Raw genomic sequence first — 13,410 nt, forward strand, 5'->3', positions numbered from 1 at the left:
CCGGGACACCCGCTGGCCGGCGCGTTATGGCTGGTGACCACCGTTCTCGCGACCGTCGCCCTGTTCTCGGACATCAGCGTCCAGTCGTCCGCGGACGACAGCACCCACACCGAGTTCATCCTGAGCTTCTGGGGGCAGCGGATCCTCAGCGGCGGGCACGAGGAATCCCACAACCGACTGTTCATCGGGGTGACTGTCATCCTGGAGGTCGTGGTGCTGCTGGCCGCCGGGTTGCTCGCGATCGCCTCCCGGCGCAGGTGGGCGCCGGTGGTGGTGGGCGCGCTGGGCACCGGCCTGGTGATCACCGAGGCGCTGTCGTGGGCCGTCAACCCGCTGAGCCCGGACTCGAACATCACCAGCCTGCGGCTTGGCTGGTGGCTGATCATCGTCGCCGGAGTCGTCGCCCTCGCCGCGTTGGTCATCGCCCTTGTCGTGCGCCCGCGCCCACAGGGGTACGCACCGCCACCGCCCAGGTGGGAGCCGCCGACACCGCGGTACGGGATCCCGGTCCAACAGGCACCCGGCGCACCACCGCCAGCCCCAGGAACAGCGCCGCCGGTATCTCCGGGAACAACGCCATCTCCGAACCCGGCACCGGCACCGCCGTCGGACCCAGGCCAGGTCGCGCCGAAGCTTGACGGGGACAATCAGTGAGCACACCCGTACTCTGGCCGATCGCCCGGCTGCGCCAGTTCGGCGGCGGCGCGTGGATCATCGCGGCCGGCCTCATCGTCGGTGGCACGTTCGCCCCGCTGAGCGAGGAGCGCAGCCGCTCCGTCTCGGTCGCGTTCACCGCGTGGGGCGTCACCTCGGACCAGCCGACCACGTCCGACTACTTCCCGGACTTCGGTATCCCGCTCGTGATCGGCGCGGTGATCATGGTGGCCGCGGCGTTGCTGGCGGTCACCTCCACCAGGCTGCACCCGGCCAGCGGCGCGGTACTGGCCGCCCGCCTGCTCGGCACCGGCGCCGCCGGCGTCACCATCGGCTGCACGGTCACGCTGTACCTGCTCACCACGCTGATCGACCAGGCGAACAAGGGGCTCTCCAGCACCACCGTCGAGACCGGGCTGGGCACGTGGCTGCTGATCGCCGCGTCGGTGGTGGGGGTGGTCGGCTCGATCCTGATGCTGGTGCCCAAGATGGAGCAGCGGCTGGAGCCGGAGACGCCGCCGATGGGCATCCCGGTCGTGCGGGTCCTCGAACCCGAGTACGACGAACCCGCGCCGGAACCGGAACAGCGGGGGTAGTTCGGGGGACACATCTGGGCCGGGCGCCGGTGATGAGGAATGATCTGGGCCATGTCCGACTTGGCGGGCGCGTGGCGCGTGCCCGCCGTGTGCCTGGCGCTGGCGTTCACGCTGCTGGCGGCCTCCGGCTGGTGTGTCCTGAGCAGGGCGACCAGCCCGTCCGACGGCACTGTCGTCAACCTCGGTGACCAGGCCGTCCAGGCCCGTGCGGCGATCATCCAGCAGACCACGCCGGACGGGCTGTTCCGGGCCGGCGACGAGGTGATCGCCATCGACGGCGTGCGGATCCGGGACGCGGTCGCGGCCGGTGTCGGCGGCCGGCCGGTGAAGGTCGGCGACACCGCCACGTACGAGTTGCGCCGGGACGGTCAAGACGTCACCGTCACCAAGACGCTGCGGCTGTTCCCGCTCGCCGACGCGATCGACCGCAACTGGCCGACCCTGCTGGTGCTGGCGTTGATCCTGATCGTGTCGGCCGGGATCTTCACGGCCCGGCCGGGCGATCCCGCCGCGCAGGCCGCGTTGCTGAGTTCCGCCCTGGCGTTCATCACCACGAGCGGGTCGACGCACTTCCAGCTCGAGGCCATCGACCTGGTCGCTGGCGGCCAGTTCTGGCGGTGGTACACGGGCGAGTTCGGGTTCCTGCTGCTGTGGGCGTCGACGCTGCACATGGCGATCGCGTTCCCGTCGGTGCACGACCGGCGGGCGTATCGCCGGAAGGTCGCGGCCGGCTATCTCGGTGCGCTCGTGCTGTACGGGGTGATGGCCGGGTATGCGCTGCAGTTCGTCGACGACCCGCTCGGCCGGCTGAGCCTGCTCGGCTCGCCGGTGCTGCCCGTGCTGTTCAGCTACCCGGTGATCGTGATCGGGGTGCTGGTCTACCGGTTCCGCAACGTGCGCGACGACCTGGACCGCAACCGGATGGCGTGGCTGGTGTGGTCGCTCGGCGGCGGCGCCGTGATCTACGTCGTGCTGTTCGTCCTGCCGCAGGCGATCTTCGGGCATCCGTTGCTGCCGAACGAATACCACACGCTGGCGTTCCTGCCGGTGCCGATCGGGGTGGCCGCGGCGATCCTGCGCTACCGCGCGTTGAACATCGAGGTGGTGGTCAGCCGGTCACTGGTCTACGGCGCCCTGTCGGCCGGCACCATCGGCCTCTACATCGGACTGGTCAGCCTGCTGTCGCTGCTGTTCCCGCCGATCGACAAGCTCTGGCAGCAGGCCGCCGCCGCGGCCGGGGTGGCCGTGCTGGTGCAGCCGCTGCGGTCCCGGCTGCAGTCGTTGATCAACAAGCGGCTGTTCGGCGACCGGCACGACCCGTACCTGGTGGTGGCCACGCTCGCGGCCCGGCTGGAGCAGATCCGCACGCCGAGCGAGATGCTCCCGGCGCTGGTCGAGACGATCGGCACCGCGCTGCGGCTGCCGTACGCGGCCATCGAGATCCAGGGGACGTCCGGCGGCCAGAACGAGCAGGCCGCCAGCTTCGGCGAAGCCACCGGCGAACTGGTCCGGCTGCCACTGTCCTATCAGGGCGAGCAGGTCGGCCAGCTCGCTGTGGCGCCGCGTGGCCCCCGGGAGACCCTGGGCCGGCGGGACCAGCTCGTGCTGGCCGAGGTCGCCCGGCACGCCGGCGCCGCGGTGTACACCGTCCGTCTGACCCGGGACCTGCGCCGCAGCCGCGACAACGTGGTGCAGGCGCGTGAGGAGGAGCGCCGTCGGCTGTTGCACGACCTGCATGACGGGGTCGGGCCGTCGTTGGCCGCGATCTCGCTGGGCCTGCACGCCTGCCGCAAGGCCGTCGGCCCGGCCAGTTCCCAGGGCGAACTGCTGGGCACGTTGCACGAGGAGCTCGAGGGCGCGATCAACGAGATCCGCCGGCTCGCCCACGGTCTGCGACCGCCCGAACTGGACCGGATCGGTTTGGTAGGCGCCATCCGGGCGTATGCGAGTGCGCTGTCCGCACGAGCTGACGATCAGGGCGTCACGATCGCGCTGGATGTCCCGATAAGCATGCCGAGGCTGCCGGCGACCGTGGACGTCGCCGCGTACCGGATCGTGTCGGAGGCGCTCACGAACGTGACGCGTCACGCTTGCGCACGGTCCTGCGCGGTCCGCCTGTGGGTGGACGACGACCTGCACATCGAGGTCGTCGACGACGGAATCGGGTTGCCCGAGCAGCACGCGACCGGCGTCGGGCTATGGTCAATGCGCGAAAGGGCGACCGAGCTCGGCGGCAACTGCGTCGTATCAGCGGACGTGGGCGGCGGCACCACGGTCCGCGCCACGCTGCCGTTGCCGAAGGAAGGCGGGTAGGGACGGTGACACTCCAGCCCTCTGGCGGGGATCCGCTGCGGGTCATGGTCGTCGACGATCACCCGTTGTTCCGGTTCGGGCTGTGCACGGTCCTGGCCGAGGTGCCGCAGACCGAGGTGGTCGGCGAGGCCGCCACCGGGTTGGACGCGGTCAGCGCGGCCCGCGCGCTGCGGCCGGACGTGGTGGTGATGGACCTGCACCTGCCGGACGTCAGCGGGATCGAGGCGACCCGGCAGATCGTCACCGAACTGCCCGAGGTGGGCGTGCTCGTGCTGACCATGTTCGACGACAGCGAGTCGGTGTTCGCGGCGATGCGCGCGGGGGCGCGGGGGTATCTGCTGAAAGGCGCCGGGCAGGACCAGATCGTGCGCGCGGTGCACGGCGTCGGCCGGGGCGAGGCGATCTTCGGCCCGGACATCGCGACCCGGGTGCTCGGCTACTTCAACAGTCCGCCGCCCACGTCCGACCCGGTCTTCCCGGAACTGACCAGCCGGGAGCGCGAGGTGCTCGCGCTGATCGCCGAGGGCCAGTCGAACTCGATCATCGCGCGTGACCTGTCGTTGAGCCCGAAGACCGTGCGCAACCACGTCTCCAGCATCTTCACCAAGCTGCACGTGGCCGACCGCGCGCAGGCGATCGTGCGGGCCCGCAACGCGGGCCTCGGCTGACGCCGTCGCTCCACAGTGGACAGAGCCGGCCGAAGGTGACGAGCATCCCGGGCGGTACGTGAATGACCCCCGGCGCCCGGTGGCCGAAAACCCGCAATCACTCCACAGTGGACACCTGTGGGCGGCGGTCACAAGTCGGTCACGTCTTGGCCACCATTGGCAACCCTGATGTATCCCGCTGGTCGCGGCGCGCGGATCTAGGGTGCCGCCCCCGCCATTGCGGTGCCCGGTCGGGCAACAACGGGACATCGGTCCCATGTGGTCGGGACGCCCCTTCGGGCAGTCTGGGGACACGCAAGAAAGAGCCGACCGAACGAATTGGGGACGTTCGGACCAGAGAGCGGGGAGAGAAAGAAATGCACGAGCAGCGTCGCACTCCGGTCATCGTCCGCGCGACGGACCCGATTCTGCAGAACGGCGTGCACATGGCACTCCGGACCCGGCCAGAGGTCTGGCTGGTGGACGAGGACGCCGCGACGCCCGAGGCGGTCGCCCTGGTGGTGACCGACCGGTTCGACGAGCGCGGCAGCCAGTTGCTGCGCACGCTGCAGGTCCGCGGCTTCACGCGGATCGTGCTGATCGCGGGCGAACTGGAGGACACCGAGATCCTGACCGCGGTCGAAGGCGGCGTGTGCGCCGTGGCCCGCCGTTCGGAGACCACGCCGGATGTGTTGGTGCGCCTGGTGAAGGCCGCCGCGGCCGGCGAGGGCGCGCTGCCGCCGGACCTGCTCGGCCGGCTGCTCAACCGGGTGTCCCGGCTGCAGCGGCACGTGCTCGAGCCGCGTGGCCTGCACCTGGCCGGCATCACCAACCGGGAGACCGAGGTGCTCAAGCTGGTCGCGTCCGGACTGTCCACAAAGGAGATCGCGGACCAGCTGTGCTACTCGCAGCGAACCGTGAAGAGCATCCTGCACGACGTGACGAACCGGTTCCAGCTGCGCAACCGTTCGCACGCGGTCGCCTACGCACTGCGAGAAGGCCTGATCTGAGCGCCTGACTCGGCCCTACCCGACGTGCGCGCGCGTCGGGTAGGGCCTTTTTCACGCCGTCGACGACACCGCCTCTTTGGGCAGGGCGGACCTCCCCTTCAGGCGGGCTGGCAGCCCTTGGTGCGCGGGTGGGCTCGCGAGGAGGATCGGGGGGTGATCACGGAGGTCGATGACGCGCTGTGCCGACTGCTCGGCCGGAAGATGCCGGAGGGTACCGTCGTCCGGCTGGACCCGCCGAAGCCGACCTGGCAGACCGAGCGGCCGTCGAACACCATCGACCTGTTCCTGTTCGGCCTGCAGGACGACACCCCCGAAGCGGCCAAGAACGACTCGGTCCGGCGTTGTGAACTCTCCTACCTGGTGACCGCGCGGGCCGAGAAGATCCACGAGGAGCACCAGCTGCTGGACCGGGCGCTGCGGACCGCGATGTTCGCCGGCACCCTGCCCGCCGACTGCATGCCGGAGTCGCTGGCCGCCACCGGCCAGCCGGTGTACCTGCGGATCGCCGACTTCGGCCCGGGAGCGCTCTGGACCAGCCTGGGCATGCCCGCTCGGGCGGCCTTCGTGATGACCGTGAGCGTCCCGATGCTGCCCGACCCGGCCCCGCGCAAAGCACCCCGCCGGGTCTGGGAGACGCCGTAGCTCAGTCGAGTGCGGTGACCGCGCTCAGGCTGCGGCCGATCAGCACGATCGCGCCGATCGACGCCAGGGTTCCGCCGTTGCGGGCGAACCAGGTCTGCGCGTCCGCGTGGTTCTCCGGCTCCCGGTTGTGCGGCGCGACCGTCACCGCCAGCCGGTACGCCACGTCGCCGGTGATCTCGACCCCGTCCTGGGCGTAGTCGATCACGCTCGCCCCGGTGAACACCATGGTGGACGGGCCCATGAAGACCGTGCCGTCCTGGGTGAAGCTGTGCCGCACGGTCGACGTGACACTGGGCGACTCGGTGCCCAGGCCGCTGACGAACACGCCTTCGCTGATCCGGTCGAGCACCGGGCGGGCCTCGTCCAGCGACGGGGACACCACCAGCACGTCCCCGGCCAGGGTCAGGGCCAGCGAGACCGCCACGTGGCCGATGTCGGCCGACGCTGCCGCGATCGGTGCATCGGGCAGCGTGAAGCGGAACGACATGACCACCCCTAGCAAGCGGACAATATGTGACCCCCAATCACGTTATGGCCAACTGGAAGGTCGGCGAGTGGCCAAAAGGGCAGCACAAAGGGCGAGGCGGCGGACCGTGCCGCGCGGCCGCCGACTCTCACACATCGGAAACACCGTGGCAACAGCCACCCGCCAGCCTGGAGGTATGGCCAACACATCGGAGACCTGGCGGCTGCGGGTCGAACTGGACGACCACCCGGGGGTGCTCGCCCGGGTGACCACCCGGCTCGCCGCCCGGGACTGCAACGTCCTGGCGTTGAGCATCCTGCCCGTGCCCGGCGGCGTGGTCGACGAGCTCGTCGTCAAGGCCGCGCCCGGCGTGCCACCGGCCGAGCTGGTCCGCGAGATCCGCGCGGAAGGCGGCCGCTGCCTGGGGATCACCCATGCGAACGTCCGTGACCTGGTCGACCCGCCGACCGCCGCGCTGCGGGCGACCGCGATGGCGTTGGGCGACCCGTACGCGACACCCGAGGCGGTCCGGGTGCTGCTCGCGGCCGACTCGGTGAGCTTCGAGCAGGGCGAGCCGGGCGCGGTGACCGACGGCGGCCACAAGGTCTGTCTGTCGTTGGGCGACGGCACGACCGTGGCCGCGCGACGCGGCTGGGCGCCGTTCACGGACGTCGAACTGGCTCGGGCCGCGGTGTTCGCGGAGTTGCTGCAGGACAACGCGATCGACGCCGACCCGCCGTCGGCCGTGGTCACGCCGGACGGCGCCGGCGTGGTGCTGCGGCGCGGCGGCCAGGGGGACGTGGACGCGGTCGCGAGTCTGCACAGCCGTTGCTCAGCGCGGACGTTGTTCGCCCGGTACCACTCGGGCGTCCGCTCGTTGCCGCGCCGCCTGTTGCATCGGCTGCTGACGCCGCCGCGAGGCCGGACGCTGCTGGCGGTGTGTGGCCGGGAGGTGGTCGGGATCGGCCAGCTGATCCGGACCGCGCGGCCGGCCGAGGCGGAGGTCTCCCTGCTGGTCGAGGATTCCTGGCAGCACAACGGAATCGGTACAGCCCTGCTGGCCAGGCTCGCCGGAACCGCACGGGCCGAAGGACACAGCGAGCTGGTGGCGTGGTGCCTGCCCGGCGAGTCGGGGTTCGAGCGGACCGCGATCCGGGCCGGCATCCCGGTGGCCATCCGCACCGAGCAGGGCATGGTCCGGCTGGGCCTGCGGGTCGGACCGGATGAGAGCGCTCCCGTCCAGGCGGCCACACGCTGACGGCCTCTTCGCCAAGGTTCGCGACCGGTCAAGCTACCCTGACCGGAAGGTGAACTTTCGCGGGGAGGACGTACATTGGTCGGTCGACCGCTGTCCGGGGCACGCCCGACGCTGGAGGATGTCGCAGCGGTGGCAGGCGTGTCCCGAGCGACCGCGTCCCGTGTGCTCAACTCGTCACCGCGGGTGAGCCCGGAGGCGCACGAGGCTGTCACGGCCGCCGCGTTGCAGCTCGGTTACGCACCTAACCAGGCCGCGCGCACGCTCGTCACCCGACGGACGGGCGCGATCGCGATGCTCGTGTCCGAGCCCCAGTCGAAGGTCTTCGACGACCCGCACTTCGGCACGCTGGTGCGGGCGGCGGCCGGCGAGTTCGCCCGGATCGACACGCAACTCGTGCTGATGCTGGTGCACGGCGAGGGCGCGCACAGCCGGGCCGAACGGTTCCTGCGCGGCGGTCACGTCGACGGCGCGTTGCTTTTCACGCCGCACCAGAACGATCCCCTGCCGTCGACGGTTCGCAAGCTGGCGCTGCCGGTCGTGTTCGGCGGCCGGCCGTGGGGGTCGCTGCGCGGTCTGTACACAGTGGACAACGACAACGAGGGCGGCGCGGCCGTCGCCACCGAGCACCTGCTCAGCCTGGGCTGCAGGACCGTGGTCAGCGTGACCGGCCCGCAGGACGAACTGTCCGCGCGGGACCGGATCGCCGGCTGGGCGCGGGCCACCGCCGCGGACGCCGACCGGATCGCCAAACTCACCGAGGGCGGCGACTACACCCGGGAGGGCGGCTACCGCGCGACGAACAAACTGCTGCACCGCGTCCCGAAGCTGGACGGTGTCTTCGCGGCGAACGACCTGATGGCCGTCGGCGCGCTGCAGGCCCTCAAGGAACACGGCCGGCGCGTGCCGGAGGATGTCGCGGTGGTCGGCTTCGACGACAACCCGATGGTCGCGCCGCACTCCGAGCCGCCGTTGACCACGATCCGCCAGGACCTCGGCGACCAGGTCCGCAGGATGATCGCGAACCTGGCCACCCTGATCGACGGCGGCACGGTCCGCAAACGCGAAGTCCTCCCGGTGCAGCTCGTCCGGCGCGAGACGGCCTAGGTTTCAGGCCCGGCGGGAGGCACGCGGCTGGCTTGGAAGGCTGGCACCGCCGCGGCGATCACCGCGCCACCGACTCCCGCGAGCACCGCGAAGATGTAGAAGGCGCCGTGATGTTGCTCGAGCAGCACGCCACCGGCCATCCCTGCGATCGCGCCCAGCAACCCCACGGACGCCGCCTCGGCGAGCACCCCGCCGAAGATCTGGCCCCGGCTGGCGCCGAAGCACCGCAGCAGCGCGAGATCCCGTCGCCGCTGGGTCACCAGTCGCGTGAACGATTGGTAGACAACGATCTCAGCCACCAGGAACACGGCGAGCGCACCCCAGCCGCTGATCCGCACGGCGGCCAGCCAGAGGAACAGGGCCATCGAGCCGATGGTGAGGAACAGCCTGAGGAGGGTGAGCCGGGGCCCGGCGTGGATCGGGTTCACGACCGCTCCAGCGCGGCGCTGACAGTGCCGACGGTCGGCCGCTCGATCCGCCCCTCGATGCGCCCGGCGCGCAGCAGGAACACCTGGTCGGCGTGGGCGGCGACGCGTGGCTCGGAGGTGACCATGAGGATCGACTGGTCGAGCTTGCGCACCCACATCCGGAGGAACCCGAGCAGCTCACCGGCGTCCCGCTGGTCGAGTTCCCCGGTGGGCTCGTCGGCGAGGACGACATCCGGCCGGTTCATGAACGCCCGCGCGCACGCGACGCGTTGCCGTTCCAGCGTGGTCAGTGTCTCGGGCCGCGTCTTGAGCAGGTGCCGGAGTTCCAGCAGCCGGACGACCGTGTCGAACCAGCCCCGGTCCGGCCGGCGACCGGCGAGTTCGTGACCGATCAGGATGTTCTGCGCCACGCTCAACGGCAGCAGGCTGGACGTGGCGAAGACATAGCCGATCCGGTCCCGGCGCACCCTGGTGAGCGCCGCGTCACCCAGCCGGTGCAGCTGTTGCTGTCCGATGTAGACACTGCCGTGCGCCGGCCGGCTCAGCCCGCCGACACAGCTGACCAACGTGCTCTTGCCGCTCCCCGGCAGGCCCACCACGGCGGTCAGCTGCCCACCGGGTACCTCCAGGTCGACGCCCTGCAGCGGGCCCTTGACCAACCCCAGTACCCGTGCGACGGAATCGACTGCAACGGACATATCGTCAATCTACGAGCCGGAGGCCGTCCTCCGCATCGACTTGCGGACCCCTTGCGGATCAACCCGTGGGATGACCGGGCTCATCCCCGTGGGGGTCTGGTTCCCCCGGTCGGCACCATGTTTTTGGCCGGGTTCTCGGCCGGCCTGACGTCCCCGGCAGTGCCGGCGGGCCGGCTGGGGGTAGGTTTCGGTCATGGCGTGTCGGATCGGCGAGCTTGTGCTCGGTTGCCGCGACCCTGAGGTGCTGGCGCGGTTCTGGTGCGAGGTCCTGGACTTCGTCGTGCTCGGCCGCGAGGACGACGGCTCGATGGAGATCGGCCCGCGCGAAGGGTTCGGCGGTCCGCAGCCGACCCTCTTCCTCAGCCGCCGGGACGAGCCGGAGCCGGGGAAGTCCCGGCTGCACATCGACGTCAACGCCACCGACCGCGATCAGGACGAGGAGCTCGAACGCCTGCTGCGGCTCGGTGCCCGCCCGGCCGACATCGGTCAGACCGGGCAGGAGCAGTGGCACGTCCTGATGGACCCCGAAGGCAACGAGTTCTGCCTGCTCAAGGCCCGCCTCGACCCGCTGTGACAACGCACTAGTCCAGCAGGCCCCGGTCGTAGGCGATCGCCACCGCTTCGGCCCGTCGGCTCGCGCCGAGCTTCGCCATGATCCGGGAGAGGTGCACGCTCACCGTCTTCTCGCTGATGTACAGCTCCTCGCCCACCTGGCGGTTGGTCTGGCCCAGGGCCACCAGGCGCAGGACCGACTGTTCCCGAGGGGTGAAGAGGTCCACCGTGTCCCGGGGGACCGAGCCGTCTTCGGACAGGCTGACACGGCCCCGCCGGGCGAGCTGGGCGACGGCGTCGGCGAAGGGCCGCGCGCCGAGGTGGTCGGCCACTTGGTGGGCGGCCCGGAGTTCGCGCTGGGCTTCGTCCCGGCGGTCCGCGCCGAGGAGGGCCTCGCCGAACCGCCAGCGGGCCAGGGCCTGCTCGTAGACCGAGCCGTAGTCGAACCCGTCGACCACGGCTTTCCACGCGTCCGGGTCGCCGCGGCCGTGCAGGCGGGTCAGTTCGGCCTCCGCGCGGGCCAGCCAGGCGCGACCTTCCGGGCCGAGCACACCGTTGCGCGGGATACCCAGGTTCGCGGTGTTGCGGGCGTGCTCGACGAACTTCTCGCCTTCGGCGACCGCGGCCGCGGCGGCGGCCTCGTCGCGTTTCAGGGTGGCTTTGTGAGCGATGTCCGCGCAGGCCGCGGCACCGAGCGCGCCGAACTTGATGCCGGACATCAGCCAGGCACCGCCGACTTTCTTCGACCAGTTCACGGCCTCGGTCACGCGCTCGACGGCCAGTTCGGGCCGGCCCCGCCAGCAGGCCATGGCCGCACCGGCCGCGCCGCTGTTCAACGCGATCTGCAGTTCGAGCGGCCAGTGCGGCCGCAGGTTCGCGATCAGCCGTTCGGCGTCGGCGAACTGGCCGCGGCCGACCATCACGTGCAGTCCGGTCGCGGCCAGCCGGCCGGACACGATGTTCGACACCCGGCCGCGCGGCTGCTCGGCGGCCTCCTCGGCGGCGTCCCAGTCGCCGGTCTCGTAGTGCACCAGCACCTGCAGCACCCGAAGTTCCAGGCCGAAGTCCGACCAGGACAGGCCGGCGCTCTTGGCCCGCCGCACCCCGTCGTCGAACGCCTGCACGGCCTTGTCGAGCGCACCTTCCTCGTACTGGTTGAGCCCGAGATAGAACCGGGCCCGCAGTTCGACCGTGATCGCTTCCGCCCGGGCGGCCAGGTCCCTGGCCTCCATCAGCAGGTCGCTGGCTCGTTCGACGTCCCCCTTGGCCTCCGCGGTGATCGCCAGCGTGGCCAGCGCGTCCGCCTGGGCACCCAGGGCGCTGACGATCCGACCGTCCTCCACCGCCGTCCGGGCGCGCTCCTCGGCCAGCTCGAACTGGTGGTCCGCGCGCAGCATGCGGGCCTGGACCGCGAGCACCCACGCCCTGGTCTGGCTCGGCGGCAGGTCCGCGACCTCCTTCCAGGCCGCCTCGATCACGGTCCTGGCCTCGTCCTCGCCGCCGTCGACGGTCATCAGGCTCTGCGCCAGCCGCCGGCTGGCCTCGGCCCGCAGCAACGGGTCGGTCTGCTTGGCGGCCACCTTGACCGCGGACCGCGCGTACGCGATCGCCCGCTCCGGGTCGCCGGACGTGCCCGCCGCCCATGACGCCCTGCGCAGCAACGTCAGTTCGTCGGTGTCGGTCGGGCGGGCCTCCGGGTCGACCGAGTCCCACAGCCGCAGCGCCTGCTCCAGGTGACGCAACGCCTCACCGGGCGCGCCGAGACGGGTCGCCTCCTTGGAGGCCGTCACCGACGCCTTCAGCGCCGTGGGCAACGAGTTGCTTTCGATACTGTGGTATGCCAGCCCGGCCGCGTTCCCGCGTTCGTCCTGACGGGACCCCAGATACCGGGCGTACGCGGCGTGCATTCGCACGCGCTCGCCGGGCAGGAGGTCGCCGTACACCGCCTCACGCAACAAGGCGTGGCGGAACGAGTAGTGCGCCTGGTCGCCGCTGGTGACCATGACGTGGTGCTGGACGGCCTCCCGCAGGGCCTCCTCCAGCTCGATGTCGTCCAGCCCGCCGACCGTGCGGAGGGTCTCGTGCCGCACCGTCCGTCCGGCGGCCGACGCGAGCCGGATCACCTGCTGCGCGGGTTCGCCGAGGCGTTCCACCCGGGACAGCAGCACGTCCACGAGCGACGCGGGGATGCCACAGTCCGGATCCGACAACGTCGCCAGCAGTTCCTCGGCGAAGAACGCGTTTCCCTCGGACTGTTCGGCGACGCGGCGCACGGTGTCGTCGTCCACGCCACCCTCGCCGAGCGCGGCGACGAACGCCTTGGCGTCGGTCTTGTCGAACGGCGCCAGGTCCAGACGCTCCACCGCGGACAGCCGGACCAGCTCCACGAGCAACGGCCGCAGCGGATGCCGCCGGTGCAAGTCGTCACTGCGGTAGGTACACAAGATCAACAAACGCTGTGCGCGCAACCGGGACAGCAGGAACGACAGCAGTCCCCTGGTGGAGCTGTCGGCCCAGTGCAGGTCCTCGATCACGAGCACGACCAGGCTCGCCGCGGCCAACTCGGTCAGCGACGCGTAGACCGCGTCGAACAGCTGGAGCTGCCCCACGTCCTGTTCCCGCCGTGGCTCGGTGCCCGGGACCTTGCCGAAACTCGGCACGAACCGCTGCGGCTCCGAGAACGCGGCGTCCCGCGCGACCGGCGCGAGATCCGGCAGCAGCATCGACAGCGCCGGCTTCGCCAGCACCTCGTCGTGACCGCGGCCACGGACCTGAGCCAGTGCCTCGGCGAACGGGAGATAAGGAAGACCGGCCTCACCGACGTCCACACACCGGCCGGACAGCACGATCGCACCCCCAGTGGCGGCGATCCTGCCCACTTCCTCCACCAACCGGGTCTTGCCGACACCGGCGTCCCCGGCGATGACCACCGCGCCGGCCGAGCCGGCGGCCGCGTGGTCGATGGCCGCGCGCAGCCGGGACATCTCCCGGCCACGGGCGACCAACGGTATTCCCGATCCCAGTCTCGGCACGTCAGGCATA

At 71.1% G+C, this 13,410-nt stretch carries 13 protein-coding genes; 9 read left to right on the forward strand and 4 right to left on the reverse strand.

Features of this window, described 5'->3' with window-relative positions; translation table 11 throughout:
• The first annotated feature begins 33 nt into the window (after positions 1–33).
• The 6 genes from EV192_RS26165 to EV192_RS26190 all read left to right on the forward strand — a co-directional run bounded on the left by EV192_RS26165 (position 34) and on the right by EV192_RS26190 (position 5,862).
• Positions 34–654: a hypothetical protein gene (locus tag EV192_RS26165; protein WP_165960616.1), complete on the forward strand. Its 621-nt coding sequence runs from the start codon at positions 34–36 to the stop codon at positions 652–654.
• Positions 651–1,250, forward strand: a complete 600-nt coding sequence (locus EV192_RS26170; protein WP_132119935.1) for a hypothetical protein — start codon at positions 651–653, stop codon at positions 1,248–1,250. The genes EV192_RS26165 and EV192_RS26170 overlap by 4 nt, the downstream gene beginning before the upstream one ends.
• A gap of 51 nt (positions 1,251–1,301) precedes the next feature.
• On the forward strand, positions 1,302–3,563 hold the full coding sequence (locus EV192_RS56015) for a sensor histidine kinase (RefSeq protein ID WP_132119937.1): 2,262 nt from the start codon (positions 1,302–1,304) through the stop codon (positions 3,561–3,563).
• Between the two features lie 44 nt (positions 3,564–3,607).
• A complete protein-coding gene (locus EV192_RS26180) occupies positions 3,608–4,231 on the forward strand; it encodes a response regulator (RefSeq protein WP_132121388.1) in 624 nt (207 codons plus the stop codon).
• A gap of 356 nt (positions 4,232–4,587) precedes the next feature.
• Positions 4,588–5,220 (forward strand): response regulator transcription factor, encoded by a 633-nt coding sequence (locus EV192_RS26185; RefSeq protein ID WP_132119939.1) that lies wholly within the window; start codon positions 4,588–4,590, stop codon positions 5,218–5,220.
• A gap of 153 nt (positions 5,221–5,373) precedes the next feature.
• Positions 5,374–5,862 carry a Pvc16 family protein gene (locus EV192_RS26190; RefSeq protein WP_132119941.1) on the forward strand — a complete coding sequence of 163 codons (489 nt, stop codon included), beginning with the start codon at positions 5,374–5,376 and terminating at the stop codon, positions 5,860–5,862.
• Between the two features lies 1 nt (position 5,863).
• On the opposite strand, the gene EV192_RS26195 is transcribed toward EV192_RS26190, so the two are convergent.
• On the reverse strand, positions 5,864–6,349 hold the full coding sequence (locus tag EV192_RS26195) for a hypothetical protein (protein ID WP_132119943.1): 486 nt from the start codon (positions 6,347–6,349) through the stop codon (positions 5,864–5,866).
• A gap of 175 nt (positions 6,350–6,524) precedes the next feature.
• Between EV192_RS26195 and EV192_RS26200 the strand changes: the two genes are divergently transcribed.
• Together EV192_RS26200 and EV192_RS26205 are read left to right on the forward strand one after the other, a co-directional pair.
• Positions 6,525–7,586, forward strand: coding sequence for a GNAT family N-acetyltransferase (locus tag EV192_RS26200; RefSeq protein WP_132119945.1), 1,062 nt, complete (start codon positions 6,525–6,527; stop codon positions 7,584–7,586).
• Positions 7,587–7,661: 75 nt separating this feature from the next.
• Positions 7,662–8,690, forward strand: coding sequence for a LacI family DNA-binding transcriptional regulator (locus EV192_RS26205; RefSeq protein ID WP_132119947.1), 1,029 nt, complete (start codon positions 7,662–7,664; stop codon positions 8,688–8,690).
• Here EV192_RS26205 and EV192_RS26210 read toward each other — a convergent pair.
• Together EV192_RS26210 and EV192_RS26215 are read right to left on the reverse strand one after the other, a co-directional pair.
• On the reverse strand, positions 8,687–9,118 hold the full coding sequence (locus EV192_RS26210) for an ABC transporter permease (RefSeq protein ID WP_132119949.1): 432 nt from the start codon (positions 9,116–9,118) through the stop codon (positions 8,687–8,689). The two genes, EV192_RS26205 and EV192_RS26210, sit on opposite strands and share 4 nt — an antisense overlap.
• Positions 9,115–9,816, reverse strand: a complete 702-nt coding sequence (locus EV192_RS26215) for an ABC transporter ATP-binding protein (RefSeq protein ID WP_132119951.1) — start codon at positions 9,814–9,816, stop codon at positions 9,115–9,117. The genes EV192_RS26210 and EV192_RS26215 overlap by 4 nt, the downstream gene beginning before the upstream one ends.
• Before the next feature lie 193 nt (positions 9,817–10,009).
• Here EV192_RS26215 and EV192_RS26220 point away from each other — a divergent pair, with 193 nt between their 5' ends.
• Positions 10,010–10,390, forward strand: a complete 381-nt coding sequence (locus tag EV192_RS26220; protein ID WP_132119953.1) for a VOC family protein — start codon at positions 10,010–10,012, stop codon at positions 10,388–10,390.
• Positions 10,391–10,397: 7 nt separating this feature from the next.
• On the opposite strand, the gene EV192_RS26225 is transcribed toward EV192_RS26220, so the two are convergent.
• Positions 10,398–13,409: a helix-turn-helix transcriptional regulator gene (locus EV192_RS26225; protein WP_132119955.1), complete on the reverse strand. Its 3,012-nt coding sequence runs from the start codon at positions 13,407–13,409 to the stop codon at positions 10,398–10,400.
• Position 13,410 lies beyond the last annotated feature (1 nt).

This window comes from Actinocrispum wychmicini (genome assembly GCF_004345645.1).
GTDB lineage: Bacteria > Actinomycetota > Actinomycetes > Mycobacteriales > Pseudonocardiaceae > Kibdelosporangium > Kibdelosporangium wychmicini.